The following is a 26,047-nucleotide window of genomic DNA, read 5'->3' as shown; positions in this document are numbered from 1 at the left end:
CATCATCGCGCCGTATTCGCGTGACTTCTGCAAGGGCTGCAACCGCCTGCGGGTGACCGCCAGGGGCGACCTGCGGCTGTGCCTGTTTGGCGAGTTCGGCGTTCCGCTGCGCCCGCTGCTGCAGCGCGACGAGGACCGCGACGCGCTGCTGGCACGCATCACCACCCAGCTTGGCCTGAAAGCGGCCGGGCATGGACTGCACCAGGGCCAGACCGGGCTGACCCCGCACCTGGCCTCCATCGGAGGATGAGCAACACGATGAGTGGGGAATTGAATGCGGCCTTCCATATGGCCGATGTCCGTGACAAGCGCATCACCCGCCGCCGTGCGGTGGCGGTGGGCGAGTTGCATGCCGGTCCAGTGGCGTATCCGCTGATCGTCGAGCGCCGCCTGCCCAAAGGCGATGCGCTGGTGATGGCCGAGATTGCCGGCCTGCAGGGCGCCAAGATGGCGTCGATGCTGATGCCGTTATGCCATCCGCTGCCGCTGGAACTGGTGCAGGTGTTCTGCGCGCCGGTGCCGGAGCGGCAGGCGATCCGCGTGTGGTGCGAGTGCGCCAGCGAGGCCCGCACCGGCGTGGAGATGGAGGCACTGGCCGGCGTCAACGCGGCGCTGCTGACCCTGTACGACCTGAGCAAGCCGGTGGAACCGGCGCTGCGCATCGAAGGCATCCGCCTGCTGTTCAAGGAAGGCGGCAAGCGTGGTGTCTGGCTGCACCCGGACGGCATGGACGAGGCCGAGCGTGAGCGTTTCAAACCGCGTGCGCCGAAGGGCCTGGAGGGCGCGGCCTGCGCGGTGATCACGCTGAGCGATCGCGCCAGCGACGGCACCTATGAAGATGTGTCCGGCCCGACCCTGGTGTCTGGCGTGGAAAAACTGGGGGGCGAGGTGGTAGCCGCCGAGGTACTGCCCGATGGCATCGAGCCGTTGGCGGGCCGCCTGCAGGCCTTGGCCGCCGAGGGCGTGCGCCTGTGCCTGTGTACCGGCGGGACCGGGCTGGGCCCGCGAGACCTGACCCCGGAGGCGTTGCGTTCCTTGAACGCGCGGCCGGTGCATGGCCTGGCGCAGATGGTGCGTGCACTGAGTGCACAGCACACGCCGATGGCCTGGCTGAGCCGCGCCGAGGTGGTGCAGCTGGGCAACATGCTGGTGTTTGCATTGCCGGGCAGCCCGAAGGCGGCGGCGCAGTGCCTGGACATCCTGGCGCCGGTACTGGGCCACGCACTGGCAATGGTCGAGGGTGGTGGCCACTGATGATTGCCTATAGCGAAGCCTTGCAGCACCTGCTGGACGCGGCCATGCCGCTGCCGGCTGAACATCTGCCGCTGCATGAGGCCGGCGGCCGCACTCTGGCCCGTGACATCCACAGCGCGCAGTCGCTGCCGCCGTTCGACAATTCGGCGATGGACGGCTTCGCGCTGCGCGCCGACGGCGCGACGTTCGAGGCCGGTACCGAGTTCGCGGTGCAGGGCTGGCAGGCGGCCGGCGATGCTGGCGCCGAAGGCGGCGAGGGTGCCTGGGAAATCATGACCGGGGCACGCATGCCGGTTGGGCTGGACACGGTGGTGCCGGTCGAGAATGTGGAGATCCTCGCCAGCGAGGACGGCCGCCCGACCCGCATTGCCCTGAAGGCATTGGTGAAGCCGGGCCAGAACGTGCGCCTGCGTGGCGAGGATGTAAGCGACGGCGAGCGCGTGCTGCAGGCCGGGCAGGTGCTGGATATCAACGCGCGCACCCTGCTGCATGCGATCGGCGTGGGCGAGGTGGCGGTGGTGGCAAGGCCAAGGGCCGCAGTGATCGCCACCGGCAAGGAGCTGGTGACCGAGGCGGCGCAGACGCTGGCGTCCGGGCAGATTCGTGACAGCAACCGGCCGTACCTGGTTGGCCGCCTGCAGGCCGCCGGTGCCGAGGTGGTCTGGCAGGGCACGGTGGGCGACGACGTGGCCGCCTTCAATGCAGTGCTGGATGAAGCGCTCGCCGCGGGCGCGCAGGTGCTGATCAGCACCGGCGCGGTGTCGGCTGGTCGGTACGATTTCGTTCCCGATGCGCTGCGCGGCCGGGGTGCGCGCATCGTGTTCCACAAGGTGGCGATCCGCCCCGGCAAGCCGTTGCTGTTTGCGGTGCTGCCCAATGGCGCGCTGTATTTCGGCCTGCCGGGCAATCCCGTCTCGGCGGCCGTGGGCCAGCGCTTCTTCGTCGAGCCGGTGCTGCGCCGCCTGCTGGGGCTGGCACCGGAGCCGGTGCTGACGTTGCCGCTGCAGGCCGACGTGCGCACGCCGCCGGGCCTGCGCTTCCACGCGCGGGCGCGGGTGGAAGTGGACGCGCAGGGGCGCCTGAGTGCGCGCGTGCTGTCCGGGCAGGAATCATTCCGTTTGATGTCCATGCTGCAGGCCAACGCCTGGGTGGTGTTGGAAGGCGAGGGCAGCGTGGCCGCTGCCGGCACGCCAGTGCGCGTGCAGGGCTGGGGTCATCAGGACCCGGTGCAGCTGGCGAGCCAGGAGCCGTGATGAGACAGGTGAATCTGCAGTTGTTCGGTGCGTTTTCCGATCTGGATGCAAGCCGTGAAATCGCGGTGGAGGTGGCTGGTGGCACCGTGGCCGATCTGCGCCAGGCGCTGCGCGAGCTGCTGCCACTGCGTTGGCCGGGTTTCCGTGCCGGCCTGCTGGATTACTCGGCATTCGCCGATCAGCAACGCGTGCTGCGCGACGACGAGGCGCTGCCCGACGATGGCCGGGTGGCGATCCTGCCGCCGGTGAGCGGGGGCTGAGCGATGAGCGAGACGATCATTGCCAAGGTGGTGGACCGCGCGCAGGCGGCGATCGATCCGGCCGAAGGCATCGCGGCGGTCTCCGATCCGGGCTTCGGCGGCATCGATGTGTTCATCGGCAAGGTGCGCGACGTCAACATCGGCCGGCCGGTGACCGGGATCACCTACGACCTGTTCGAGCCGCTGGTGTTGAACGAGTTCAAGCGGTTGGCCGCCGAGGTCGAGGCGACGTTTGGCCCGAAGCTGAAGCTGTATGTGGCCCATGCCAAGGGCCGGCTCGGCATCGGCGATGTGGCGGTGGTGGTGGCCGCCGGCAGCCCGCACCGTGACGAGGCATTCCGGGCCTGCCGGCAATTGATCGAGGTGGTCAAGCACCAGTGCCCGATCTGGAAGCAGGAACATTACGAAGACGGCGACAGCGCGTGGAGCGAGGGCTGCAGCCTCTGCCACGCGGACAGTGAACCTGCACATGCCCATGACCATGCGCACGATCATCAACATTGATGCCGGCGCAGCCACGCATGGCGTGGCTCTACTGCGATGAGCATCACCGGCATCGTGCTGGCCGGTGGCCTGTCCACCCGGATGGGCTGCGACAAGGCGCTGCTGCCGTGGCAGGGGCGCACGCTGCTGGAACACATGCGGGGCCTGTTGATGCAGGCTGGCGCACGCGAGGTCTGGGTCAGCGGAAATTACCCGGCGTTCGGCGGCATACCGGACCGCCTGGCACGTTGCGGGCCGCTGGGCGGGCTCTACAGCGTGGCGATGCGCATGCCCGATGGCCCGGCCTGGGTGGTGCCGGTGGATACACCGCTGCTGCCGCCGCGATTGCTACAGAAATTGCGTGACGGCCATCGCGGTCCATGCACGATCTTTGCGGGCCACCCCCTGCCCATGCTGGTGGATATAGACGATGCTTGCCGCAACGTACTTGGATCGATGCTGGATGACCCGGACGGCCCGCGCTCGCTGCAGGCCCTGCAGCGCCGTCTTGGCGTGAATTCCGTGGCCCTGGCGCCGGTTGACGAGGCCGGGCTGGTCAACTGCAATACCCCCGAACAATGGGAGGATGTTGCGTCATGAAAGTGCAGTTGCAGGACCAATCGGTACGGCTTCGCCTGGACGAGGCCGAATTGGCGCGCCTGCTGGCCGGTGAATCGGTCGAGAACATGACCCGCTTCGGCGGTATCGAGGGCTGGGGCATGGCGGTGTCGCTGCATGGCGGCGAGCGGCCGGTGCTGCTCGATGGTGGCACCTTCTGCCGCCTGGTGCTGCCGCGCCCGGCGGTTGAGGCCTTGGCGGCGCGGCTGCCGTGCCGGGATGGCCTGCCATTCGACATTGCCCTGGAAGATGGCAGCCGGCTTCAGCTGCAGTTCGATGTGGACGTGCGCGACAGCGTGCGCCAGCGCGGAGTCACGCGCCGCAATACCGCTTCATCGGTTTGACATTTGTCAGGGGCAGGGTGAAAACCGGCCCCTGATTGATCCAGATCAACCCCGTCGTAGTTGCCGCACGGCCTAATGGCTGCACGACGACGGGTCACAACTTGAAAGCAATACCCACGTCATTCCACAGCCTTGGAGCCATGTATGACCGTCGGTAGCGATCCTGTTGTCCGCAGCACTGCCCGTCCGGGTCGCGTCATCAGCGACTGGACGCCGGAGGACCCCGGCTATTGGGAGCGCACCGGCAAGCGGGTTGCCACCCGCAACCTGGTCATCTCGATCCCCTCGCTGCTGCTGGCCTTCTCGGTCTGGGTGCTGTTCTCGGCGGTGTCGATCAGCCTGCCGAAGATCGGCTTCAGCTTCAGCACCGACCAGCTGTTCTGGCTGGTGGCGCTGCCCAGCCTGTCCGGCGCGACCCTGCGCATCTTCTATTCGTTCGTGATCCCGATCTTCGGCGGCCGCCGCTGGACCGCGCTGTCGACCGCCTCGCTGCTGGCGCCGACGCTCTGGCTCGGCTTTGCGGTGCAGGACCCGGCCACGCCGTACTGGGTGTTCGTGGCCATCGCGATCCTGTGCGGCTTCGGTGGCGCGAACTTCTCATCGTCGATGTCCAACATCTCCTTCTTCTATCCCAAGCAGAAGCAGGGCCTGGCGCTGGGCCTGAACGCTGGCCTGGGCAATGTGGGCGTGTCGGTGGCGCAGGCGGTGATCCCGCTGGTCATCACTGTAGGCGTGTTCGGTGCGCTGGGTGGTGCACCGCAGCCCACGGTGGAGGGTGGGGCACCGCTGTTCCTGCAGAACGCCGGCTTCATCTGGGTGCCGGCCATCGCGCTGTGCGCCATCGCGGCCTGGTTCGGCATGAACGACCTGACCAGCGCCCGCTCGTCGTTCTCCGAGCAGGCGGTGATCTTCCGCCGCAAGCACAACTGGCTGATGTGCTGGTTGTATATCGGTACCTTCGGTTCCTACATCGGTTTCTCGGCCGGCTTCCCGATGCTGGTGAAGAGCCAGTTCCCGGACGTGAACCCGCTGGCCTACGCCTTCATCGGCCCGCTGCTGGGCGCACTGATGCGCTCGGTGGGTGGCAGCATGGCCGACCGCTGGGGTGGCGCACGCCTGACCTTCTGGGTGTTCGCGCTGATGATCGCCGCGGTGTTCGGTGTGTTGCACTTCCTGCCCAGCGATGGCCAGGGCGGCAACTTCCATGGCTTCCTGCTCAGCTTCATGGCGCTGTTCGTGCTCAGTGGCATCGGCAACGGCACGACCTTCCGCATGATCCCGGTGATCTTCCGCACGCTGCATGAGCGCTGGTCGGCCAACGACAACGCCGAGGGCAAGGCTACCGCCGCGCACCAGGCCAGCATCGAGTCGGCTGCGGTGGTCGGCTTTTCCGGTGCGATCGGCGCCTACGGCGGTTTCTTCATTCCCAAGAGCTACGGCTCGTCCATTACGTTGACCGGCAGCCCCGACATGGCGCTGTACGGATTCGTTGTTTTCTATGTCACCTGCCTGGCCGTGACCTGGTGGTGGTACTACCGGCGCGGTGCCGAGACACCCTGCTGACGACATGAAAACGCACCGCAGCCAGATGACACACACAGCCACGATGCCGATGTCCGCAAAGGGAGATCCCCGATGAGTTATTTCCTCGATCGCTTGCAGTTCTTCAAGCGTGACCCCCAGACCTTTGCCGATGGCCATGGATTTGCCAAGAGCGAGGGCCGCGACTGGGAAAACAGTTACCGCGCCCGCTGGCAGTACGACAAGATCGTGCGGTCCACCCATGGGGTGAACTGCACCGGCTCCTGCAGCTGGAAGATCTACGTCAAGAACGGCCTGGTCACCTGGGAAACCCAGCAGACCGATTACCCGCGCACGCGTCCGGACCTGCCCAACCATGAACCGCGTGGCTGCCCGCGTGGCGCCAGCTACTCCTGGTACCTGTACAGTGCCAACCGGCTGAAGTACCCGCTGATCCGCGGCACGCTGCTGCGCCTGTGGCGCGAAGCGCGCAGGAGCAAGGCCCCGGTCGATGCCTGGGCCAGCATTGTTGAAGACAAGGAGAAGGCGCGTTCGTACAAGACCCGCCGCGGCATGGGCGGCTTCGTGCGGCTGCAGTGGGAAGAGGCCAACGAGATCATCGCCGCTTCCAATCTGTACACGGTGAAGCAGTACGGCCCGGACCGCGTGGTCGGCTTCTCGCCGATTCCGGCGATGTCGATGGTGTCCTACGCCGCCGGCGCGCGTTACCTGTCGCTGCTGGGCGGCGCCTGCCTGTCGTTCTACGACTGGTACTGCGATCTGCCGCCGGCCTCGCCGCAGATCTGGGGCGAGCAGACCGACGTGCCCGAATCGGCCGACTGGTACAACAGCCGCTACATCATCGCCTGGGGCTCGAACGTGCCGCAGACGCGTACGCCCGATGCGCACTTCTTCACCGAGGCGCGCTACAACGGCACCAAGACGGTGGCGATCTGCCCGGACTATTCCGAGCTGGCCAAGCTGACCGACCACTGGCTGCACCCCAAGCAGGGCACCGACGCGGCGCTGGCGTTTGCGTTCGGCCATGTGATCCTGCGTGAGTTCCATGTCGATTCGCCCTCGCAGTATTTCCAGGACTACTGCCGCCAGTACTCGGACATGCCGATGCTGGTGCGCCTGGAGCGCCGCGACGATGGCCGCCTGGTGGCGGGCCGCTTCCTGCGCGCCAGTGAGCTGGGCGGGCTGGGTGAAGCCAACAACCCGGACTGGAAGACCCTGGCCTACGACGAGAACAGCGGCCAGATCGTGGTACCCAATGGCTCGATCGGTTTCCGCTGGGGTGAAAAGGGCCGCTGGAACATCGAAGAGAAGGCCAGCAATGGCGCCGACACGCGCCTGCGCCTGAGCTTGTCCGACGCCAACGACGGCATCGAGGCGGTGAGCTTCCCGTACTTCGGTGGCATTGAAAGCGACGGCTGGACCGCCGCACCGGCCGAAGACGTACTGGACCGCAACATTCCGGTGCGCCGCCTGGCCACGGTCGACGGCGGCGAGACGCTGGTGGCCACGGTCTACGATCTGCTGCTGGCCCAGTACGGCGTGGACCGTGGCTTTGGCGGCGGCAACGTGGCATCGAGCTTCGATGACAGGGTGCCGGGCACGCCGGCGTGGCAGGAGCGCATCACCGGCGTGTCGCGCGCCGAGGTGATCGAGATCGCCCGCGAGTTCGCGCGTACCGCCGACAAGACCCACGGCCGCTCGATGATCATCGTCGGCGCGGGCATGAACCACTGGTTCCACAACGACATGAACTACCGCGGCCTGATCAACATGCTGATCATGTGTGGTTGCGTGGGCCAGACCGGCGGCGGCTGGGCGCATTACGTGGGCCAGGAGAAGCTGCGCCCGCAGACCGGCTGGCAGCCGCTCGCGTTCGGCCTGGACTGGAGCAAGCCGCCGCGCCACATGAACGGCACCTCGTTCTTCTATTTCAACACCGGGCAGTGGCGTTACGAGAAGCTGCAGGTGGACGAGCTGCTGTCGCCGCTGGCCGATGCCCGCAAGTACAGCGGCAGCCTGGCTGACCTGAACCTGCGCGCGGTGCGCATGGGCTGGCTGCCGAGCACCCCGCAGCTGGACCGCAACCCGCTGCAGTTGGTGCGCGAGGCCGAAGCGGCCGGCGTGGCCCCGGCGGACTACGCGCTGGGCAAGTTCAAGGATGGCTCGCTGGACTTCGCCTTCGCCGACCCGGACGCCAGCCAGAACCACCCGCGCATGATGTTCATCTGGCGCTCGAACCTGCTCGGTTCCTCGGGCAAGGGCCACGAGTACATGCTGCGGCACCTGCTGGGTACGCGCCACGGGCTGCAGGGCAAGGACCTGGGCGAAATGGGCGCAGTGAAGCCGCAGGAGGTGAAGTGGCGCGACGAGGCGCCGGAAGGCAAGCTGGACCTGCTGGTCACGCTCGACTTCCGCATGTGCACCACCGCGCTGTACTCGGACATCGTGCTGCCGACGGCAACCTGGTACGAGAAGGACGACCTCAACACCTCGGACATGCACCCGTTCATCCACCCGCTGTCCAAGGCGGTGGACCCTGCGTGGGAATCGCGCAGCGACTGGGACATCTTCAAGGAGGTGGCCCGCACCGTGAGCGAGATGGCGCCGGGCGTGCTGGGCGTGGAGAAGGACCTGGTGCTGGTGCCGACCCTGCACGACACCCCCAACGAGCTGGGCATGCCGTTCGGCGTAGCCGACTGGAAGAAGGGCGAGTGCGAGGCCATTCCGGGCCAGACCATGCCGTCGATGACGGTGGTGGAGCGTGACTACCCGAACCTGTACCGCAAGTTCACCTCGCTCGGCCCACTGCTGGACACGCAGGGCAACGGCGGCAAGGGCATGAGCTGGGACACGAAGCACGAGGTCGAGTTCCTCGGCAAGTTGAACCACACCGTGCACGAAGAAGGCATAAGCCAGGGGCGCCCGGCCATCTCGACCGCGATCGACGCGGCCGAAGTAATCCTGTACCTGGCGCCGGAAACCAACGGCCACGTGGCGGTGAAGGCCTGGGAATCGCTGGGCGCCTTCACCGGTCGCGAGCATACGCATCTGGCGGTGGGCAAGGAGCACGAGGCGATCCGCTTCCGTGACATCCAGGCGCAGCCGCGCAAGATCATCTCTTCGCCGATCTGGTCGGGACTGGAAGACGACAACGTCAGCTACAACGCCGGCTATACCAACGTGCACGAGCTGATTCCGTGGCGCACGGTGACCGGTCGCCAGCAGTTCTACCAGGACCACGAATGGATGATCGACTTCGGCGAGGCCTTCATGAGCTATCGCCCGCCCGTCAACACGCGCACGGTGGAGCCGCTGCTGAACCAGCGCCCGAACGGCAACAAGGAGATCGTGCTGAACTGGATCACCCCGCACCAGAAGTGGGGCATCCACAGCACCTACAGCGACAACCTGATCATGCAGACGCTGTCGCGCGGTGGTCCGATCGTGTGGATCAGCGAGGACGACGCGCGCAGTGCCGGCATCGTCGACAACGACTGGATCGAGCTGTTCAACGTCAACGGTGCGATCGCCGCGCGTGCGGTGGTCAGCCAGCGCGTGATGCCGGGCATGGCGATGATGTACCACGCGCAGGAACGCATCATCAACGTGCCGGGCTCGGAGATTTCCGGCACCCGCGGCGGCATCCACAACTCGGTGACCCGCATCGTGCTCAAGCCGACCCACATGATCGGCGGCTACGCGCAGCTGGCCTATGGCTTCAACTACTACGGCACCTGCGGAACCAACCGCGACGAGTTCGTGATCGTGCGAAAGATGGACAAGATCGATTGGCTGGACGATGAGGCAGTACCTGCAGCTGTAAAGGAGGTGGTGTGATGAAGGTCCGTGCACAGATCGCGATGGTGCTGAACCTGGACAAGTGCATCGGCTGCCATACCTGCTCGATCACCTGCAAGAACGTCTGGACCTCGCGCGAGGGCGTCGAGTACGCCTGGTTCAACAACGTGGAAACCAAGCCGGGCATCGGCTACCCGAAGGAATGGGAGAACCAGGACAAGTGGAACGGCGGCTGGGTGCGCAGCCGCGCCGGCAAGCTGGTGCCACGTGCAGGTGGCCGCTGGCGCATGCTGGCCAAGATCTTCGCCAACCCGGACCTGCCGCAGATCGACGACTACTACGAGCCGTTCGATTTCGACTACCAGAACCTGCATACCGCCAAGGACAGCCAGCACCAGCCCACCGCACGCCCGCGTTCGCTGATCAGTGGCGAGCGCATGCAGAAGATCGAGTGGGGCCCGAACTGGGAGGAGATCCTCGGTTCGGAGTTCAGCAAGCGCTCACGCGACTACAACTTCGACCAGGTGCAGAAGGAGATCTACGGCGCCTTCGAAAAGACCTTCATGATGTACCTGCCGCGCCTGTGCGAGCACTGCCTGAACCCGGCGTGCGTCTCGGCGTGCCCCTCGGGCGCGATCTACAAGCGCGAGGAAGACGGCATCGTGCTGATCGACCAGGACAAGTGCCGCGGCTGGCGCATGTGCGTGTCGGCGTGCCCGTACAAGAAGATCTACTACAACTGGAAGAGCGGCAAGTCGGAGAAGTGCATCTTCTGCTACCCGCGCATCGAGATGGGTGAGCCAACCGTGTGCTCGGAAACCTGCGTGGGCCGCATCCGCTACCTGGGCGTGATGCTGTACGACGCCGACCGCATCGCCGAGGCCGCTTCGGTAGCCGCCGAGAAGGACCTGTACCAGGCCCACCTGGACATCTTCCTGGACCCGAACGATCCGGCAGTGATCGCCGCCGCGCGCAAGGAAGGCATCCCGGACAGCTGGCTGGATGCGGCCAAGCAGTCGCCGGTGTACAAGCTGGCGATCGACTGGAAGCTGGCGCTGCCGCTGCACCCGGAATACCGCACGCTGCCGATGGTCTGGTATGTGCCGCCGCTGTCGCCGATCCAGTCCGCCGCCGAGCGTGGCCGCGTGGGCATGAGCGGCGAGCTGCCGGACGTGGCGTCGCTGCGCATCCCGATGCGCTATTTGGCCAACCTGCTGACGGCCGGTGACGAGGCGCCGGTGGTACGCGCGCTGGAGCGGCTGATGGCGATGCGTGCCTGGCGCCGGGCCAAGAACGTGGACGGCGTGGAAGACACCGCCGTGCTGGAACAGACCGGGCTGAGCATCGCCCAGGTGGAAGAGATGTACCGCTATCTGGCCATTGCCAACTACGAGGACCGTTTCGTGATTCCGACCGGCCACCGCGAGTACGCCAACGACGCCTTCGGTGAGCGCGGCGGCTGCGGCTTCAGCTTCGGAAACGGCTGCAATGGTGACAGCCCGGCGGACCTGTTCGGGCAGCGCAAGACCACCACCTTCGTGGTGGACAAAGGCCCGAACCAGCGCCGCAAGGAGGTGGTGTGATGAGCGTGCTCAAGCTGGTCGGGGTGTTGCTGGACTACCCCCGCGAGGAACTGTGGGAGCACGGCGAGGAGCTGCTCGCCGCCTGTGACGACCCGGCGCTGAACCCCGCCCGCCGCCAGCAGCTGCGCAGCTTCGTGCAGCAGCTGCTGGCCACCGATGCGCTGGATGCACAGGCGGCGTGGCTGGCCAGTTTCGACCGCGGCCGTTCGATGAGCCTGTTGCTTTTCGAACACATCCATGGCGAGTCGCGCGACCGCGGCCAGGCCATGGTCGATCTGGTCGAAACCTACCGCCGCAACGGCTTCGAACTGGATGCCCGCGAGCTGCCGGATTACCTGCCGTTGCTGCTGGAGTTCCTGGCCCACCGCCCCGGTAGCGAGGCCCGCGAGTGGCTGCACCACATCGGCCATATCGCCGGCATGCTGGCCGCGCGTGCCGCCGAGCGTGAGCTGCCGCACCGGGTGCTGTTCGAGATCCTGGTCGAAGCCGGTGACGGCAAGGCCGATCTGCAGGCGCTGCGCCAGCGTGCCAGCGAGGAAGTCCGCGACGATACCGCCGAGGCCATGGACCGCTTGTGGGAGGAGGAGGCGGTGCGCTTCGGCGCCGAAGCCCCTGCCGAAGACTGCAAGCCGCCCGTGCGTTCGCCGGCCCGTCCTTCGCATCGTGAGGTCCAGCCATGAGTTACTCCCTGCATCAATTCGCCTTCCAGTACTACCCGTACATCGCCGTGGCAGTGCTGCTGATCGGCAGCTGGGCCCGCTATGACAAGGCCATGTACACCTGGCGCACCGGCTCCAGTCAGATGCTGTCGGACAAGGGCATGCGGCTCGGCAGCAACTGCTTCCACATCGGCATCCTGGCCATCCTCGGCGGCCACCTGGTCGGGCTGCTGACGCCGCACGCGGTGTACGAGCACTTCATCACCTCCTCGCAGAAGCAGATGCTGGCGATGGTGGTCGGTGGTGCGTTCGGCGCACTGTGCTTCATCGGCATCAGCATCCTGCTGGTACGCCGCCTGTTCAATGCGCGTGTTCGGGCTACCGGCAGCTTCGGTGACACCCTGGTGCTGGTGCTGCTGTTCGCGCAGCTGTGCCTGGGCCTGTACAGCATCCGCGTCTCGTCCGGTCACCTGGACGGTGGGGTGATGGTGCAGCTGGCCGAGTGGGCGCAGCACATCGTGACCTTCCGTGCCGGAGCCGCTGATTACATCGAGGGCGTCAGCTGGGTCTACAAGATGCATATCTTCCTGGGCCTGACCCTGTTCCTGATCGCGCCGTTCACCCGCCTGGTGCACGTATGGAGCATTCCGATCAGTTACCTGTGGCGGCCCTACCAGGTGGTGCGCCGCCGTCAGGCCACGCTGCGCTATGGGCCGCGGGAGTAAACCATGCGCAGCCTGCCGAAATTCCTGCCGATTACCGTGATCGACTCCGCCGCACCGGTTCCCGCCGAGGCGCATTCGCACCACCATGACGCGGCGGCGCAGGGGCCGCGTTCGCTCGGGCAGCCGGCACCGTGCCGGCTGTTCGTGGACGAGACCGCGATCAGCGAGGCCGACATCGCCCGCGAGATGCAGCACCACCGGGCGATACGCCCGCAACAGTCACGTGCCGAAGCGGCACGCGCACTGGTGGTGCGCGAACTGCTGCGCCTGGAAGCGCAGCGGCTGGGCCTGCAGGCGCCGGAGGGTAACCGGGTAAGTGACGAGGAAGTGCTGATCCAGCAGCTGCTGGAAGACGCGATCGAAGACCGCGTGCCGACCGATGAAGACTGCCGGCGCTACTTCGAGCAGAACCCGGAGCGCTTCCGCTCCCCCGACCGTGTGCGCCTGCGCCATATCCTGCTGGCCGCACCGGCCGACGACGTGGCCGGGCGCTTCGCTGCACGCACCGAGGGCGAGCGGCTGCTCGGACTGCTGAAGGAGTCGCCGCACCTGTTCGCCGATTTCGCCCTGCGTCATTCACGCTGCCCGTCCAGCAGCGAAGGCGGTGACCTGGGCTGGCTGCAGCGTGGGCAGACCACGCCGGAGTTCGACCGACAGGTGTTCCGCCTGCGCGAAGGCCTGGCCGGTTTCCCGGTGGAATCGCGCTGGGGCTACCACGTGGTCTGCGTCGATGCCCGCGAGGAAGGCCAGCCGCAGCCGTTCGAGGCCGTGCTGCCGCAGCTGCGTGACTACCTGGAGTTGCAGGTGCGGCAGCGCGAGGTGCAGGCCTACCTGCTGCAGTTGCAGGAACGCTACCCGGTGCGCGGGCTGGATGAGATCGAAGCCGAAGCGGATATCGGCTGAACCCCTTTGAACGAGGAAAATTCATGAACCAGGCCCTTGCCCCCGCCAGTGCCGGGCAGCAGCAACGTGCGCTGTGGCTGAGCACGTTCGCCTTCACCGTGTGCTTTGCGGTGTGGATGATCTTCTCGATCATTGGTATCCAGATCAGTCAACAGCTCGGCTTGAATGACACCCAGTTCGGTCTGTTGATCGCCACGCCGGTGCTGACCGGCTCGGTCAGCCGCGTCTTCCTCGGCATCTGGTCCGACCAGTTCGGTGGCCGCAAGGTGATGGTGCTGGTGATGCTGTGTGGTGCAGTCGCTACCTGGATGCTGACCTACGCACAGACCTACAGCCAGTTCCTGGTTGCCGCGCTGTGCGTGGGTATCGCCGGCGGCAACTTCTCGGTGGGCGTGGCCTACGTCTCGAAGTGGTTCCCGGCCAGCAAGCAGGGCACTGCGCTGGGCATCTTCGGTGCCGGCAACATCGGTTCGGCGGTGACCAAGCTGCTGGCGCCGCTGGTGATGGTGGCGGCCGGCTGGACCATGGTTGCCAAGGTCTGGGCCGTCGCGCTGGCGGTCACTGCGGTGCTGTTCTTCCTCTTCAGCAAGGAAGACCCGTCTCTGGAACAGCGCCGCCGCGAAGGCGTGAAGCCGGTGCCGTTCGCCGAGCAGATGGCACCACTGAAGAACCTGCAGGTATGGCGGTTCTCGCTGTACTACTTCTTCGTCTTCGGCGGCTTCGTGGCGCTGGCGTTGTGGCTGCCGCACTACCTGGTTGGCGCCTATGGCATGGACGTGGGCCACGCCGGCATGCTGGCGGCGTGCTATTCGATCCCGGCCAGCCTGTTCCGCGTGGTCGGTGGCTGGATGTCGGACCGGATGGGCGCGCGCCGGGTGATGTACTGGACCTTCGGCGTGTCGGCCATCTGCACCTTCCTGCTGGCCTACCCGGATACCGAGTATGTGGTGAAGGGTATCCACGGGCCGCTCCATTTCCATCTGGCCATCGGCGTGGTGATGTTCACCGTGCTGGTGTTCGTGCTGGGCTTCTTCATGTCGCTGGGCAAGGCCGCGGTCTACAAGCACATTCCGGTGTATTACCCCAGGCATGTGGGCGCGGTGGGCGGCGTGGTCGGCATGATCGGCGGCCTGGGTGGCTTCGTCCTGCCGATCGTGTTTGGCGCGTTGAACGATGCGGTGGGCATCTGGAGCAGCTGCTTCATGCTGCTGTTCGTGCTGGTGGCGGCTGCACTGGCGTGGATGCATTTCGCGATCCGCCGCATGGAACGTCGCCACTTCCCGCAGATCGACCGCGAAACCGACCTGCCCGAAGCCATCGACGCGGCCGCCGCCGAGCGGGTGCGCGGCGGGTGAAGGGTGCTGCCGGCCAGCGGCCGGCACTACCAGGACGATACGCGGCGGGTGAAGGGGTGATGCCGACCAGCGGCCGGCACGACCGAGTGGTGGGTGAAAGGGTAGTATCGGCCGCTGGCCGGCAGGAACCATCAGATGCGCCACGCTTGATTTCAATCAGGGCCACGCGAAGAGGAACGCCCGAAGATGTCTGCCATGAGCTTCCACGTTGACGAGAGCGAGGACACTGCGCTGCAGGCGGCATTGCTGCGGCAGCCACGGCACGTGCTGTTTCCGCCGGCTGACCAGTTCAGTACCGGCTTTGGCGAAAGCGGGTGGCGCGCCGCCGTGCGCGCCAGCAACGAGCACCTGATCCCGCGTGGTTTGACGCTCGGCTTCCAGGCGGGTCGTGGCGGGCGCGACGTGCCACCGCAGGCGTATCTGGACACCCTGCTGCTGGCGCTGCGCCTGCAGGCCGGCGCGCTGGCTGAAGATCGCGAGGTGGTGGCAATGGTGCTGCAGTTGGGGCTGGCCGAGACGCTGCCGCCACCGCAGCTGGGCCAGCTGCTGGATGCCGTGCCGCAGTACTTGCGCACCGTGGCGCGGCCACAGGTGGAGGTGCGGCTGGACGCGGGCAGCACGCTGGCGCCGGCACAACTGCGTGCGGTGGGCTGCACCCGCCTGAACGTGATCGATCGCGCCGATGCACCCGGGCCGACGCTGCTGGCGCATGCGCGACAGGTGGGCTTTACCGCGCGCTACTACCAGTTGCGGGTGCCCGGCAGCGCGGATACCGGCTTCATCGAACGACTGCATGAGGTGCTGGCCGAAGCGCCCGAGCGCATCCTGCTGCCGGCGCCTTGCGCGCTGCCAGAGCATCCCTCGGCGGCACGATGGCTGCAGAGTTGGCGCCTGCTGCGCGCAGCCGGCTACGAACCGATCGGTGGTGACCACTACCAGCGCGGCGACCTGCCGATCCCGCATGGCCCGGGCGATGGCCAGCGTCATTGTGACCTGGCCGGCGTGCCACGCCGCGACCGCAGCGATTTCATCGGGCTTGGCCTGTCCGCCTGCAGCCAGATCGGCGAGGTGTTCTACCGCCTGGAGGACGAACTGGGCGAATGGAGTGCGCGGCTGCAGGCCGGGCATATGGGCGTGTCTGCCGGATTGATCCTGTCCGAAGACGAGCGACTGGCGGCCGAGGTGGCGCAGAGTATCGCCTGCGATCACGCGCTCGATGCGGCTGCCTTCGAATGGCGCAACGATGAACCATTCGAAGAATGCTTCGCCGGGCAGCTGCCAGCATTGGCACCGTTGCTGGCGCGCGGCTGGGCGCACTGGGATGCGCGCGTGCTGCGGCTGGCCGAAGAAGGGCGCCTGCTGTGGCGTATGATGGCCGCATGCTTCCGGCCGGCGGCCGCCATCGCTTGAGTCTTGCCCAGATGTCTTCGAATCCGCCTTCGCACGGCCGCCTTGGACAGGCCACCCCGAACCCCGCCGCCGCCGATGACGGCGACGCGCTGCACTTCTGCAGCACCTGCGCGTTTTCCGACGCCTGCATGTCGCAGGGCTACGACAAGACCGCACTGGGCGATCTGCACGTGCTGGTCGACCACGTCGGTCCGTTCCATGCGGGTGACTACATCTTCCGCGCTGGCGAGTCGTTTGATTCGATTGCTGCGGTGCGCGCCGGCATGGTCAAGACCTTCGTCGACGACAGCCAGGGCAACGAGCAGGTGCTGGGCTTCAGCCTGCCGGGCGAAGTGATCGGCCTGAATGCGATCCACGGTTCGCGCTTCCCCTGCAATGCGGTGGCGCTGGATACGGTGCATCTGTGCCGCATCTCGTTCCCAAAGCTGAGCTCGCTGGCCACGCGCATGCCCGGGCTGCAGGCCAAGCTGTTCAGCCTGCTCAGTGCGGAGATCGGCAAGGTCGCCACGCTGGCCGCCAACCACCGTACCGAAGAGCGCATGGCCGCATTCCTGCTGGACATGTCCGAGCGCTACGCGCGGCGCGGTTTTTCTGCCACGCGCTTCAACCTGACGATGGCGCGTACCGAGATCGCCAACTACCTGCGGATGGCGCCGGAAACCGCCAGCCGCGTGCTGCGCCGCCTGAGCGATGATGGGATCATCGCGGTGAAGCAGCGTGAGATCCTGCTGCTGCAGCCCGAGCGCCTGGCCGCGCTGGCGGTGGCCGACGAATCCGATCCGAACTGAACCTGGCCGGGAGCCGACGATGAAGCGAGCTGGACTGTTGTTGCTGGGCCTGCTGGCCACGGTGCCGGCCTGGGCGGCCACGCTGACCGTTTCGGCGGCATCGAGCCTGACCGAGAGCTTCCGCGAACTGGGCAATGCCTATGAGAAGGCGCACCCGGGCACCAAGGTCGATTTCAACTTCGCCGCGTCCGGCGTGTTGCTGCAACAGATCAGCCGCGGTGCGCCGGTGGATGTGTTCGCCTCGGCCGACGAAACCACGATGGACCAGGCCCAGCAGCAGGATCTGCTGGCGGCCGGCACCCGCGAGGTGTTCGCGGTGAACGCGCTGTGGGTGGTGGTGCCACCGCAGGCCAAGGCGGCGCCGCGTACCTTGAAGGACCTGGCCGGTGCCGGTGTGCAGCGCATCGCACTGGGCAACCCGGACAGCGTGCCGGTCGGCCGCTATGCCAAGGGCGCACTGGAAGTGGCGCGCCTGTGGTCGTCGGTGCAGGGCAAGACCATCACCACGCAGAACGTGCGTCAGTCGCTGGATTACGTGGCGCGCGGTGAAGTGGATGCCGGCTTCGTCTATGCCACCGATGCGCAGGCGATGCCCGACCGGGTGCGCCGTGCGTTCGCGGTGCCGGTGTCCGGGCGCATTGCGTATCCGCTGGCGGTGACCAGGGCCAGTACGCAGCCGGCAGAGGCACGGCGCTTCGCTGCCTTCGTGCGTTCGGCACAGGGCCAGGCGATTCTGGCCAAGCACGGGTTCGGCAAGCCCTGAGGCATGGATCTGGACTGGACCGCGCTGGGGTTGTCGCTGAAGGTGGCCGGCTGGGCCACCGCGATCAATCTGGTGCTGGGCGTGGCGCTGGGCGCGTTGCTGGCCCGCCGTCGCTTCCCCGGGCGCGAGCTGCTGGATTCGCTGCTGACCCTGCCGATGGTGCTGCCACCGACGGTGCTGGGGTACTACCTGCTGGTGTTGATCGGTCGCAATGGTCCGATCGGTGCGTGGCTGCAGTCGTGGTTCGGCATCAACCTGGTGTTCACCTGGCAGGCGGCCGTGATTGCTGCGGCGGTGGCCTCGCTGCCGCTGGTGTTCAAGCCGGCACGCGCGGCGTTCGAGGAAGTGGACGGGCAGCTGGAGCAGGCCGCACGCACGCTGGGTGTGTCCGAAGTGGCGGTGTTTTTCCGCATCACGCTGCCACTGGCGTGGCGCGGCATCCTCGCCGGCCTGCTGCTGGCGTTTGCGCGCGCAATGGGCGAGTTCGGCGCGACGCTGATGGTGGCCGGCAGCATTCCGGGCCGGACGCAGACGTTGTCGATCGCCATCTACGAGGCGGTACAGGCCGGCCAGGACGGCAAGGCCAATGCGCTGGTGATTCTCACCTCGGTGGTCTGCATCGTGATCCTGTTGCTGGCCGCGCGGCTGGTGGGCGGGCGTCGCCGGGAGCTGCGCGATGTGGCTTGACCTGCAGGTGCAGCGTCGCCTGCAGGCGGCCGGCCAGGAGTTCGTGTTGGACGTATCGCTGCAGTGCACGCAGCGGCAGGTGGTGTTGTTCGGGCCTTCGGGCGCGGGCAAGAGCCTGACCTTGAAGGCGGTGGCCGGGCTGCTGCGGCCGGGCCAGGGTCATGTGCGCGTGCAGGGGCAGACCCTGTTCGATGCGGCCACCGGCGTGGATCTGCCGCCGCAGCGCCGCCGGCTGGGCTATGTGTTCCAGGATTACGCGTTGTTCCCGCATCTGAGCGTGCGCCAGAACGTGGCGTTCGGGCTGGAGAAGGGGTGGTTGAATCCACGGAACCGCCAGCGCTTCGGTGCGGTGGAGCAGTGGTTGCACGCCTTCCGCATCGACACCGTGGGTGATCTGCTGCCCTCGCAGATTTCCGGCGGGCAGCGCCAGCGCACCGCACTGGCGCGGGCGCTGGTGACGCAACCGCAGGCGCTGCTGTTGGATGAACCGTTCTCCGCACTGGACCACGACCTGCGCCAGCACCTGCGCCAGGAGCTGGAAACCGTGCTGGACCGGACCGGGATCCCGTTGTTGTTGATCAGCCACGACCCGCAGGACGTGGCCATGTTCGGCCAGCAGGTGGCGCGCATGGTGGACGGCCGCATTGTCGGCAATTGACCCGTGATGGACGCACCGGCGATGGTTGGTCACATCTGATGGTAGTGCCGGCCGCTGGCCGGCAACCACGGAATCCTGAGCAGCCGGCCAGCGGCCGGCTCTACCGGTTCAAGGTCCGTGCGGTCCGGTGGTCATGGATCAGTACAACTCGCAGTGGGTGCGGCCTTCGCCCCGCAACGCGTCCCAGTGCCCTTCACCACCGATGGCATCGATGGCCTTGCGCACCGCGCCTTCCAGGTGGCTCTTGTTGCCGCACAGGTACAGGTGCCCACCGCGGGCCAGGACATCACGCACCTCGCTGGCGCGCTGCTGCAGCACGTGCTGCACATAGACCTTTTCGGCGCCATCGCGCGAGAACGCGGTATGCAGGCCGGCCAGCACGCCTCGCGTGTGCCAGTCCTGCAGCTGGTCGCGGTACAGGTAGTCGTGCTGGCGGTGCTTCTCGCCGAACACCAGGTGCACTTCACGTTCGCAGGCGTTGGCCTGCAGTTCCTGCATCAGGCCCATCAACGGTGCGATGCCGGTGCCGGTGCCGACCAGCAGCAGCGGTGCCTGGCCGGTATCGGGCAGGTGGAAGCCGGGGTTGGAACGGCAGTACACCCGGGCGTGGTCGCCGCCGTGCAGCAGGCTGCCGGTGGCGGTGCCGAAGCGCTCGCGGTCGCGCAGGGTGTAGCGCACTTCGCGCACGCACAGGCTCAGCTGGTCGTCGCAAGGGTGAGAGGCGATGGAATAAGCGCGAGGCAGCCGCGGTGACAGCAGCCCGCGCAGCCGGGCCAGAGCAACGCTGTCCGGGGTGGCGTGGTCCTGCAGCACGTCCAGCAGGTCCAGGCCGTGCAGGTAGGCGTCCAGCTCGCGCTTCTGGCTGACCTTCAACAGGCCCTTCAGTACCTCGCTACCGCCGAGCCTGGCCAGTTCGCGCAGTACGCCCTTGCTCAGCAGGCGCAGCTCGCGGTCGTGCAGGGCGGCCACGGCGGCGGTGTCGCCATACCAGGCAGCCAATGCCTGCAGCAGGGCGGGATCGTTCTCGGGTACCACGTGCAGGGTGTCACCTGCGCGGTAGGCCATGCCACTGCCGGCAATGTCCAGCTGCAGGTGCCAGGCAGCGGGGTCGCTGCTGTTCAGGCGGCGACGTTCGAGAATGGGGGCGGCAAACGCATTGTCTTCGCCATAGGCGGTGACCTGCAGGCGCAGGTCCTGGCCAGCGTTGAGGTCGCCCTCCAGCACCTGGCCGAGCACCGGCCGCCATTGCTGGAAGAACTGCTCGTAGCCCAGGTCGGCGTCCACCCGATGCAGCAGCGGCTGCGCCTGGCGCTCGCTCAGTGCAGCATCCAGCGCCTTGGTGAAGCCGCAGAAGCTCGGGTAGCCGGTGTCACCGAGGCCGAACACTGCATAGCGCAGCCCAGCCAGCGTCGGGGTCTGGCGCAGTGTTTCGAAGAACTGTTCGCCATTGGCCGGCGGTTCGCCATCGCCGAACGAGCTGGAAATCGCCAGCAGCACGTCGCCGTGACCGAGACTGGCCACCTCGATGTCGTTGAAAGGGAGCACCTGCGGCGCGTGCGGCTGCAGGTCCGCGCCCAGGCGCTGGGCCAGGGCGCGGGCATTGCCCGACTCGGACGCGAAACCCACCAGCAGGCGGCTGAAGGGCGTACTGGTCGGGAGGGCGTTCACGCGGCCTCGTAGAAGTCGTCGAACTTTTCCTTGCTGAACTCGACCAGCTCGTAGTTCTGCATCAGGTCGTTCACCACGCGGCGGATGCTGATGTAGGAGGTGATGTTGCCGTCGGCGTCGAACAGCGGTTGCACGGTGGTGTCGACCACGTAGAGCACGCCGCCCTTGCCGAGGTTGGGCACGATGCCGGTCCAGGTCTTGCCGGCCTTGATGGTGTCCCACATGTCCTTGTAGACCGCCTTGGGCACATCCGGGTGGCGCACGATGCTGTGCGGCTGCCCGATCAGTTCCTCGCGGGCGAAGCCGGTGAGGGTGCAGAACAGGTCGTTGGCATAGGTGATGTTGCCCTGCAGGTCGGTGGTGGAGATCACCATGACGTTCTGCATGGCGTTCAGCAGCTGGGCGTTGTCGGGGGTGTAGCTCATCGCAGGGTCCTTGTGGATGCCGGTAACGCCGGCGTGTTCGGGTCCTGCATAGAGATACGCCCGCACCGCAGCGGGCGGTTTGACATTGGTCAAGCGGGTGGCGCGAAGAGCTGCGACCGGGTGTCGCAGGGAGCGTTCACTGCTGCAGGGGAAAGCCGATCGTCTTGTGGCAATGCTGCACGAGGTGGCGACCTCCCTCATTGATGTGCAAGGTGTCTGCGTCACCGAAGAACCGCAGCAGTGCTGCCCCGGTCGTACTGCCCGCGTGCGCGGAGCGTCTGGCTGCAGATGGCAGGAACGGATCAGCTCGCGGATCGTGTCCGCCCGGGAGGTTCGCGCGCGCAAGGGTGCCTTCGATCAGCAACTGCGCACATGCGCCAGCCAGATAGGCGACTGGTTCCAGTTGCCGGCCGCGCCGAGGCTGCCCTGACAATGCGGTGGCGATATGCTGGAACTCATGAGCGGTGGTGGCGATCACGCGCCTGCGCAGCGAATCAGCGTCCGGGCCGGAGGGAAACCAGAAGCTGACCACCTGGCCCGGCCGCTCTGGTCCTGGCAGTTGTCGCCAGATGCCGCCTCCGTCACTTACGATCGTGAGCTGATAATGCACAGGCGTCCGTTCCTGCCCATTGGCCTCGAGCGGCAGTCCAGCGGATCGTGCAGCGGACTCGCAGAGCTGTGATGCTTGCATGGCCGAAAGCGCTCCATCTGCCCAGAGAAGTCGAGTTGCGACGGATGACCACCCGCACTCGATGGACCGATTGGGATACTCCGAGCTTTCCGGGCCGGGTAGCACCGACACTGTGCTGATCTTCAGATGTGAGGATGGGCCTCGCAGCAGGGTGGCATACCCTCCATCGGGACTGACCAGGTCCCGGGGAGGCAGTTGGATGGATTGGCACGCACTTGTGGCCAGAAGGATTGCCGCCAGCCCAGCATAGAGCCCGAGGGCGGAGTCCGATTGGGTACGCTTGGGCTGACGGCGCTGCATCAGGGGGTCAGCCCGCCAGCAGAGATGAGGGCGATACCGATTGCTGCCACGATAGCTCGTAGATTGCTCATTGGTACTCTCCAGGTTTGACGTCGATTGACCGATCAGTTCAACTCGCTGGCTCGGTACTCAATGCGTATCGACTCTGGCTCGATCAGGCAATCGGAATTGTTTCAAACACCTGCAGTAGTTGGCTCCGGGTCACATTCGATGCACCAGAGACATGCGCAGGTCGCGCCAATGGCGACACTTGCGCATCCAGTCACACCCTGTGGGGAAGTCGCGGGCGCGTCAGCCCATCAGATAGCGCAGCACACCCGCCGAGACCACGCCGATCAGCACCGTCGGCAGCATCGACAGCCGCGTGGCGGCCAGCAGGGTGATCGCCAGTGCGGCCAGGTCGGCCGGCTTGTCGGCGACGAAGTCCGGGGCGATCACCGAGATCAGCACGCAGCCCGGCGCGGCTTCCATCACCGTCACGGCGCGTTTGCTCAACGTGCGGTTGCGCAGCGCGAGGAAGCCGACGATGCGGGTCAGGTAGGTGGCGGCAGCCATCAGCACGATGGTCAACACCGAGGTCCAGTGGATCAGTCCATTGAAGATCATGCCGGGTCCTCCGCCAGCAGCCAGGCGGCGGCCAGGCCGGCCAATGCGCCGCTGGCCACGTACCACGCGCCCGGGATCAGCAGGTAGGTGGCGGCGGCGACGACCAGGCTGACCAGCCACGGTCTAGCCGCCTTCATGCCCTGCCACATGCCGCGCAGCAGTACCAGGAACACGGCGGGGAAAGCCATGTCGAAGCCATAGGCGTGGATGTCGCCCAACATCGGCCCGACGATCGCACCGAGTGCGGTGCAGGCCACCCAGACGGTGTACAGGCCTGCCGACACGCCCAGGTAGTAGGCCAGGCTGAAGCCCAGCGCGCGTCGACGCGCATCGGCCACGCCCATTGCCCAGCTTTCGTCGCACATGAAGAACAGCGCCGGCAGCACGCGGCGGCGCGGCAGGTGCTGCAGCAGCGGGGCCAGGCTGGCGCCCATCAGCAGGTGGCGGCTGTTGACCAGCGCGGTGATCGCCACGATCAGTGCGATGTGCGGTGGCGAGGTCCACAGTTCGACGGCGGCGAACTCCGAACCGCCAGCGAAGTTGAGGCCGGTCATCAGCGGTACTTCCAGTGCGCTCAGGCCCTTCTGGGCCGCCTGCGCGCCGAGCACCAGGGCGAACGGAATGAAGCCGATCATCACCGGTACGGCGGCGCGCAGGCCGCGCAGGAATTCGGCACGCGGCGCGGTATCGCAGGTGTCTGGCAGGGGGAGGGTGGTACGGGCGTCCATGGAACGGCACGACGAGGTGGGGGTGGCCCATGCTAGCGGTCCGATCACGAAATCGGGTTGCGTTGATGCCACTGGATTCTGGATGATTGATATTCCATGCGGCCAGAGTCGACCAGGACGAAATTTCATGCAGTACCAGCTCGACAACCTTGATCGCCGCATCCTCGACGCCCTGCAGCGCGACGGCCGCCTGCAGAACCTGGAGCTGGCCCGTCTGGTCGGGCTGTCGCCGTCGGCCTGCCTGCGCCGGGTGCGTCTGCTGGAGGAGGGCGGCTACATCGACCGCTATGTGGCGCTGTTGAACGAGGCCAAGGTGGGCCGCGGCTTCACCGTGTTCGTGCGGGTGTGGCTGCGCGGGCAGGACGAGGACACCACCAATCACTTCATCAACAGCATCAAGTCTTTCCCGGAAGTGCTGGAATGCCATCTGATGGCCGGTGACTGCGATTTCCTGCTGCGGGTGGCGGTGGCCGACCTTGATGCCTACCGGCAGTTCCAGATGCAGCACCTGAACCGGATCGCCGGAGTGCAGAACACCAAGACCGAGATTCCGATGCAGCGGATCAAGCAGACGACCCAGCTGCCGCTTTGAGGGATGGGGTTTGCGGCCGGGCTGCACCCGGCACCCGCGGGTAGTGCCGGCCGCTGGCCGGCAACCTCAGAAGCAACGGCCGAAGCAACAGCGTGCATTCCGTGGGATGGCGGGGTGGGTCCGGTTGCAGGGGACGCCGTAAACCCTTCCATGGGGGCTTGGCCGCGGCATCCATGCCGCGGACACCCCTGCAACCGGACCCACCCCGCCTTCGACAGTTTCCCACGACCTGTCGGGGGTCGGATCCCGTTGCTGCGCAACGGGCTCTGACCCCAGGGGCAGATGATCATGTCTGTTCGATTCATTGATTCCTGATGCGTGACTGGCCCCACGGAGCCTGCCTCGGCGTCAGCCGTGGCGGCGGTCATCGCAATGACATGTGCCCTCGGTACGGTTTGAGCCCGCTTGCGGGTCGCGCGTGGGCCGGGGTTCCGGTTGTGGTGCGCGACCGTTGCAGCTGCTGTCGCTGCCGAGGGTCATGTGTTCTACGTCAGGGGGCTGAATGGACACCATGCGGTCAGAACTTGGAAGGTGGCCATCGCCGCATGGCTGCTGCTGTCCTTTGCCGCTGCCGCACAGGACGCGGTTCACGCCTACGACATCCCTGCGCAGCCGCTGGAACAGGCGGTCGAGCGCTTCAGTGTCATCAGTGGGTGGTCGGTGATGTACCCCGGCGACCTTGCTTCGGGCCGCAGCAGCCATGCGCTGCGCGGGAGCCTGGCGCCGCTTGTGGCGCTGGAGTCGCTGCTGCAGGACACCGGGATCGAGGCCGAGGTGATCGGCGAGCAGCGTGTGGTGCTGCGCCGGGGCAAGCCCTCGGCCGCGGAACCCGATGTTGGCGCGGGGCTGCCCGAGGCCGAACGCCGGCGTCGCTACGGCGGGTTGCAGCAGCGGCTGCGTGCGGCGTTCTGTGACGACCCGGAGATTGCGCCCGGCCGCTATGCCGCAACGCTGCGCTTCCGCATCGACAGCGCGGGCCAGGTGAGCGAGCCCGAGCTGCTGTCCGGCAGTGGCAGTGATCGCCGCGACGCACGCCTGCTGCAGGCGCTGCACGGCCTGGTGCTGGCGGTCGAGGCCGCCGCGCTGCCACAGCCGGTGACGCTGCAGATCCGTCCTTCCGGCACCGACCACGACTGCGGCCGGCGCGCGCCCCTTCCATGACTTCAAGGATTCGAACATGAGCAACGGTACGGCTGGGGCGGTTGATCTGATGGACCACCTCCTGGGTGCCTACGACGAGCTGAAACGCCGGTTGGTGCGCAAGCTCGGATCGGAAGAGCTGGCCGGCGACGCGCTGCAGGACACGTGGGTGCGCCTGAGTGCGCGCCGTGACCGCCTGGACGCGGTGCAGAACCCTGCGGCCTACCTGCTGCGGATGGCGATGAACACCGTGATCGACCGCCAACGGGCAGACCACCGCCTGCTGAGCCTGGAGGAGGTGGATACGCTGATGGACATGGCCGACCCGGGGCCGGGGCCGGCGCAGGCGGCCGAGCTGGACTTCGCGCTGGAAGACATGGTCGGCCTGCTGCAGCGCATGCCCGAGCGCCGTCGTCGCATCCTGCTGGCAATCCGCGTCGATGGCCTGCAGCAGCGCGACGTGGCCGACCACCTCGGTGTGTCGCTGCGGTTGGTGCAGCGGGAGCTGAAGGCAGCCCAGGACTACCTGGCCGAACGCAGCGGGCAGGGGCGCCAGGTGCGGTTCTGAGCGACGGCATCCGTCTACACTTTGACGCCGAGCAGAACCCCGCAGCGTGCGGGTCCGGCATGAGACCCATGGATCCTGACGACCGCCCGCAACGCCCGCTGGATGCAGTTGAGCGTCAGGCCCATGCGTGGGTGGTGCGGCTGACCTCGGGCGAGGCGACCGCTGCCGATGGGCGCCGGTTCCGTGCATGGTGCGAGTCCGACCCGCGTCATCGTGAAGCGTTTGGCCGTGCGCGCAGGCAGTGGG

General features: G+C 66.8%; 27 protein-coding genes and 1 pseudogene. 23 read left to right on the top strand and 5 right to left on the bottom strand.

What is annotated here, in order from left to right; all coding sequences use genetic code 11:
• The 19 genes and pseudogenes from moaA to N5E02_RS12630 all read left to right on the top strand — a co-directional run.
• Positions 1 to 250: pseudogene (gene moaA, locus N5E02_RS12720) on the top strand (GTP 3',8-cyclase MoaA); the annotation flags it as partial.
• An 8-nt stretch (positions 251 to 258) separates the two neighbouring features.
• Positions 259 to 1,254, top strand: coding sequence for a bifunctional molybdenum cofactor biosynthesis protein MoaC/MoaB (gene moaCB / locus N5E02_RS12715; protein ID WP_065185689.1), 996 nt, complete (start codon positions 259 to 261; stop codon positions 1,252 to 1,254).
• Positions 1,254 to 2,507 carry a gephyrin-like molybdotransferase Glp gene (gene glp / locus N5E02_RS12710; protein ID WP_279946325.1) on the top strand — a complete coding sequence of 418 codons (1,254 nt, stop codon included), beginning with the start codon at positions 1,254 to 1,256 and terminating at the stop codon, positions 2,505 to 2,507. Before moaCB ends, glp begins: the two co-directional genes overlap by 1 nt.
• On the top strand, positions 2,507 to 2,767 hold the full coding sequence (locus N5E02_RS12705; protein WP_065177647.1) for a MoaD/ThiS family protein: 261 nt from the start codon (positions 2,507 to 2,509) through the stop codon (positions 2,765 to 2,767). The genes glp and N5E02_RS12705 overlap by 1 nt, the downstream gene beginning before the upstream one ends.
• Before the next feature lie 3 nt (positions 2,768 to 2,770).
• Entirely contained in the window at positions 2,771 to 3,271 is a 501-nt protein-coding gene (locus tag N5E02_RS12700; protein WP_005416853.1) for a molybdenum cofactor biosynthesis protein MoaE, read from the top strand.
• Positions 3,272 to 3,307: 36 nt separating this feature from the next.
• Complete coding sequence (locus N5E02_RS12695) at positions 3,308 to 3,850, top strand: molybdenum cofactor guanylyltransferase (RefSeq protein ID WP_065185687.1); 543 nt, start codon at positions 3,308 to 3,310, stop codon at positions 3,848 to 3,850.
• On the top strand, positions 3,847 to 4,212 hold the full coding sequence (locus N5E02_RS12690) for a hypothetical protein (RefSeq protein WP_053499740.1): 366 nt from the start codon (positions 3,847 to 3,849) through the stop codon (positions 4,210 to 4,212). The genes N5E02_RS12695 and N5E02_RS12690 overlap by 4 nt, the downstream gene beginning before the upstream one ends.
• Before the next feature lie 144 nt (positions 4,213 to 4,356).
• On the top strand, positions 4,357 to 5,775 hold the full coding sequence (locus tag N5E02_RS12685) for a NarK family nitrate/nitrite MFS transporter (RefSeq protein WP_279946323.1): 1,419 nt from the start codon (positions 4,357 to 4,359) through the stop codon (positions 5,773 to 5,775).
• 72 nt (positions 5,776 to 5,847) lie between these two features.
• On the top strand, positions 5,848 to 9,591 hold the full coding sequence (locus N5E02_RS12680; RefSeq protein ID WP_279946322.1) for a nitrate reductase subunit alpha: 3,744 nt from the start codon (positions 5,848 to 5,850) through the stop codon (positions 9,589 to 9,591).
• Positions 9,591 to 11,135 carry a nitrate reductase subunit beta gene (gene narH / locus N5E02_RS12675; protein WP_065177652.1) on the top strand — a complete coding sequence of 515 codons (1,545 nt, stop codon included), beginning with the start codon at positions 9,591 to 9,593 and terminating at the stop codon, positions 11,133 to 11,135. The genes N5E02_RS12680 and narH overlap by 1 nt, the downstream gene beginning before the upstream one ends.
• On the top strand, positions 11,135 to 11,815 hold the full coding sequence (gene narJ / locus N5E02_RS12670) for a nitrate reductase molybdenum cofactor assembly chaperone (protein ID WP_005416842.1): 681 nt from the start codon (positions 11,135 to 11,137) through the stop codon (positions 11,813 to 11,815). Before narH ends, narJ begins: the two co-directional genes overlap by 1 nt.
• The gene (gene narI / locus N5E02_RS12665) at positions 11,812 to 12,519 is read left to right on the top strand and encodes a respiratory nitrate reductase subunit gamma (protein WP_279946321.1); all 708 of its coding nucleotides are present in this window, start codon (positions 11,812 to 11,814) and stop codon (positions 12,517 to 12,519) included. Before narJ ends, narI begins: the two co-directional genes overlap by 4 nt.
• Positions 12,520 to 12,522: 3 nt before the next feature.
• Positions 12,523 to 13,422, top strand: coding sequence for a peptidylprolyl isomerase (locus N5E02_RS12660; protein ID WP_279946320.1), 900 nt, complete (start codon positions 12,523 to 12,525; stop codon positions 13,420 to 13,422).
• A gap of 23 nt (positions 13,423 to 13,445) precedes the next feature.
• The gene (locus N5E02_RS12655; RefSeq protein WP_005416836.1) at positions 13,446 to 14,777 is read left to right on the top strand and encodes a nitrate/nitrite transporter; all 1,332 of its coding nucleotides are present in this window, start codon (positions 13,446 to 13,448) and stop codon (positions 14,775 to 14,777) included.
• Between the two features lie 195 nt (positions 14,778 to 14,972).
• Complete coding sequence (locus tag N5E02_RS12650) at positions 14,973 to 16,187, top strand: coproporphyrinogen III oxidase (protein ID WP_065177654.1); 1,215 nt, start codon at positions 14,973 to 14,975, stop codon at positions 16,185 to 16,187.
• Positions 16,188 to 16,198: 11 nt separating this feature from the next.
• Positions 16,199 to 16,975: a helix-turn-helix domain-containing protein gene (locus tag N5E02_RS12645; RefSeq protein ID WP_005416832.1), complete on the top strand. Its 777-nt coding sequence runs from the start codon at positions 16,199 to 16,201 to the stop codon at positions 16,973 to 16,975.
• A gap of 19 nt (positions 16,976 to 16,994) precedes the next feature.
• Positions 16,995 to 17,738 (top strand): molybdate ABC transporter substrate-binding protein, encoded by a 744-nt coding sequence (gene modA, locus N5E02_RS12640; protein ID WP_065185684.1) that lies wholly within the window; start codon positions 16,995 to 16,997, stop codon positions 17,736 to 17,738.
• 3 nt (positions 17,739 to 17,741) lie between these two features.
• Positions 17,742 to 18,425, top strand: a complete 684-nt coding sequence (gene modB, locus N5E02_RS12635; RefSeq protein WP_065177657.1) for a molybdate ABC transporter permease subunit — start codon at positions 17,742 to 17,744, stop codon at positions 18,423 to 18,425.
• Positions 18,415 to 19,083 carry an ATP-binding cassette domain-containing protein gene (locus tag N5E02_RS12630; protein WP_065185683.1) on the top strand — a complete coding sequence of 223 codons (669 nt, stop codon included), beginning with the start codon at positions 18,415 to 18,417 and terminating at the stop codon, positions 19,081 to 19,083. Before modB ends, N5E02_RS12630 begins: the two co-directional genes overlap by 11 nt.
• 138 nt (positions 19,084 to 19,221) lie before the next feature.
• Here N5E02_RS12630 and N5E02_RS12625 read toward each other — a convergent pair whose 3' ends face one another.
• From N5E02_RS12625 to N5E02_RS12605, 5 genes are all read right to left on the bottom strand, one after another.
• On the bottom strand, positions 19,222 to 20,751 hold the full coding sequence (locus N5E02_RS12625; RefSeq protein WP_279946319.1) for a sulfite reductase flavoprotein subunit alpha: 1,530 nt from the start codon (positions 20,749 to 20,751) through the stop codon (positions 19,222 to 19,224).
• A complete protein-coding gene (locus N5E02_RS12620) occupies positions 20,748 to 21,176 on the bottom strand; it encodes a PAS sensor domain-containing protein (protein ID WP_005416824.1) in 429 nt (142 codons plus the stop codon). Before N5E02_RS12620 ends, N5E02_RS12625 begins: the two co-directional genes overlap by 4 nt.
• Positions 21,177 to 21,312: 136 nt before the next feature.
• Entirely contained in the window at positions 21,313 to 21,867 is a 555-nt protein-coding gene (locus N5E02_RS12615; protein WP_279946318.1) for a hypothetical protein, read from the bottom strand.
• Positions 21,868 to 22,458: 591 nt separating this feature from the next.
• Positions 22,459 to 22,773: an AzlD family protein gene (locus N5E02_RS12610; protein ID WP_005409898.1), complete on the bottom strand. Its 315-nt coding sequence runs from the start codon at positions 22,771 to 22,773 to the stop codon at positions 22,459 to 22,461.
• Positions 22,770 to 23,501 (bottom strand): AzlC family ABC transporter permease, encoded by a 732-nt coding sequence (locus N5E02_RS12605; protein WP_005416820.1) that lies wholly within the window; start codon positions 23,499 to 23,501, stop codon positions 22,770 to 22,772. The genes N5E02_RS12610 and N5E02_RS12605 overlap by 4 nt, the downstream gene beginning before the upstream one ends.
• 127 nt (positions 23,502 to 23,628) lie before the next feature.
• On the opposite strand from N5E02_RS12605, the gene N5E02_RS12600 reads away from it, so the two are divergent.
• From N5E02_RS12600 to N5E02_RS12585, 4 genes are all read left to right on the top strand, one after another.
• Positions 23,629 to 24,093 (top strand): Lrp/AsnC family transcriptional regulator, encoded by a 465-nt coding sequence (locus N5E02_RS12600; protein WP_005413654.1) that lies wholly within the window; start codon positions 23,629 to 23,631, stop codon positions 24,091 to 24,093.
• A 480-nt stretch (positions 24,094 to 24,573) separates the two neighbouring features.
• On the top strand, positions 24,574 to 25,254 hold the full coding sequence (locus N5E02_RS12595; protein WP_345782202.1) for a TonB-dependent receptor: 681 nt from the start codon (positions 24,574 to 24,576) through the stop codon (positions 25,252 to 25,254).
• Positions 25,255 to 25,270: 16 nt separating this feature from the next.
• Complete coding sequence (locus N5E02_RS12590; protein ID WP_065177664.1) at positions 25,271 to 25,801, top strand: sigma-70 family RNA polymerase sigma factor; 531 nt, start codon at positions 25,271 to 25,273, stop codon at positions 25,799 to 25,801.
• 68 nt (positions 25,802 to 25,869) lie between these two features.
• A partial coding sequence (locus N5E02_RS12585; protein ID WP_279946326.1) for a DUF4880 domain-containing protein occupies positions 25,870 to 26,047 on the top strand: 178 nt, incomplete at its 3' end.

It is taken from the genome of Stenotrophomonas sp. GD03777 (assembly GCF_029842485.1).
GTDB classification, from domain to species: domain Bacteria; phylum Pseudomonadota; class Gammaproteobacteria; order Xanthomonadales; family Xanthomonadaceae; genus Stenotrophomonas; species Stenotrophomonas sepilia.
The sequence above is the reverse complement of the archived record's forward strand: the minus strand, read 5'-3'. Positions and strand labels throughout refer to the sequence as shown.

Excerpts from the sequence above, each read along its gene's own strand:
- moaCB (WP_065185689.1), top strand. The coding sequence starts at position 259 with ATGAGTGGGGAATTGAATGCGGCCTTCCATATGGCCGATGTCCGTGAC.
- glp (WP_279946325.1), top strand. The coding sequence starts at position 1,254 with ATGATTGCCTATAGCGAAGCCTTGCAGCACCTGCTGGACGCGGCCATG.
- N5E02_RS12705 (WP_065177647.1), top strand. The coding sequence starts at position 2,507 with ATGAGACAGGTGAATCTGCAGTTGTTCGGTGCGTTTTCCGATCTGGAT.
- N5E02_RS12700 (WP_005416853.1), top strand. The coding sequence starts at position 2,771 with ATGAGCGAGACGATCATTGCCAAGGTGGTGGACCGCGCGCAGGCGGCG.
- N5E02_RS12695 (WP_065185687.1), top strand. The coding sequence starts at position 3,308 with ATGAGCATCACCGGCATCGTGCTGGCCGGTGGCCTGTCCACCCGGATG.
- N5E02_RS12690 (WP_053499740.1), top strand. The coding sequence starts at position 3,847 with ATGAAAGTGCAGTTGCAGGACCAATCGGTACGGCTTCGCCTGGACGAG.
- N5E02_RS12685 (WP_279946323.1), top strand. The coding sequence starts at position 4,357 with ATGACCGTCGGTAGCGATCCTGTTGTCCGCAGCACTGCCCGTCCGGGT.
- N5E02_RS12680 (WP_279946322.1), top strand. The coding sequence starts at position 5,848 with ATGAGTTATTTCCTCGATCGCTTGCAGTTCTTCAAGCGTGACCCCCAG.
- narH (WP_065177652.1), top strand. The coding sequence starts at position 9,591 with ATGAAGGTCCGTGCACAGATCGCGATGGTGCTGAACCTGGACAAGTGC.
- narJ (WP_005416842.1), top strand. The coding sequence starts at position 11,135 with ATGAGCGTGCTCAAGCTGGTCGGGGTGTTGCTGGACTACCCCCGCGAG.
- narI (WP_279946321.1), top strand. The coding sequence starts at position 11,812 with ATGAGTTACTCCCTGCATCAATTCGCCTTCCAGTACTACCCGTACATC.
- N5E02_RS12660 (WP_279946320.1), top strand. The coding sequence starts at position 12,523 with ATGCGCAGCCTGCCGAAATTCCTGCCGATTACCGTGATCGACTCCGCC.
- N5E02_RS12655 (WP_005416836.1), top strand. The coding sequence starts at position 13,446 with ATGAACCAGGCCCTTGCCCCCGCCAGTGCCGGGCAGCAGCAACGTGCG.
- N5E02_RS12650 (WP_065177654.1), top strand. The coding sequence starts at position 14,973 with ATGAGCTTCCACGTTGACGAGAGCGAGGACACTGCGCTGCAGGCGGCA.
- N5E02_RS12645 (WP_005416832.1), top strand. The coding sequence starts at position 16,199 with ATGTCTTCGAATCCGCCTTCGCACGGCCGCCTTGGACAGGCCACCCCG.
- modA (WP_065185684.1), top strand. The coding sequence starts at position 16,995 with ATGAAGCGAGCTGGACTGTTGTTGCTGGGCCTGCTGGCCACGGTGCCG.
- modB (WP_065177657.1), top strand. The coding sequence starts at position 17,742 with ATGGATCTGGACTGGACCGCGCTGGGGTTGTCGCTGAAGGTGGCCGGC.
- N5E02_RS12630 (WP_065185683.1), top strand. The coding sequence starts at position 18,415 with ATGTGGCTTGACCTGCAGGTGCAGCGTCGCCTGCAGGCGGCCGGCCAG.
- N5E02_RS12620 (WP_005416824.1), bottom strand. The coding sequence starts at position 21,176 with ATGAGCTACACCCCCGACAACGCCCAGCTGCTGAACGCCATGCAGAAC.
- N5E02_RS12615 (WP_279946318.1), bottom strand. The coding sequence starts at position 21,867 with ATGCAAGCATCACAGCTCTGCGAGTCCGCTGCACGATCCGCTGGACTG.
- N5E02_RS12610 (WP_005409898.1), bottom strand. The coding sequence starts at position 22,773 with ATGATCTTCAATGGACTGATCCACTGGACCTCGGTGTTGACCATCGTG.
- N5E02_RS12605 (WP_005416820.1), bottom strand. The coding sequence starts at position 23,501 with ATGGACGCCCGTACCACCCTCCCCCTGCCAGACACCTGCGATACCGCG.
- N5E02_RS12600 (WP_005413654.1), top strand. The coding sequence starts at position 23,629 with ATGCAGTACCAGCTCGACAACCTTGATCGCCGCATCCTCGACGCCCTG.
- N5E02_RS12590 (WP_065177664.1), top strand. The coding sequence starts at position 25,271 with ATGAGCAACGGTACGGCTGGGGCGGTTGATCTGATGGACCACCTCCTG.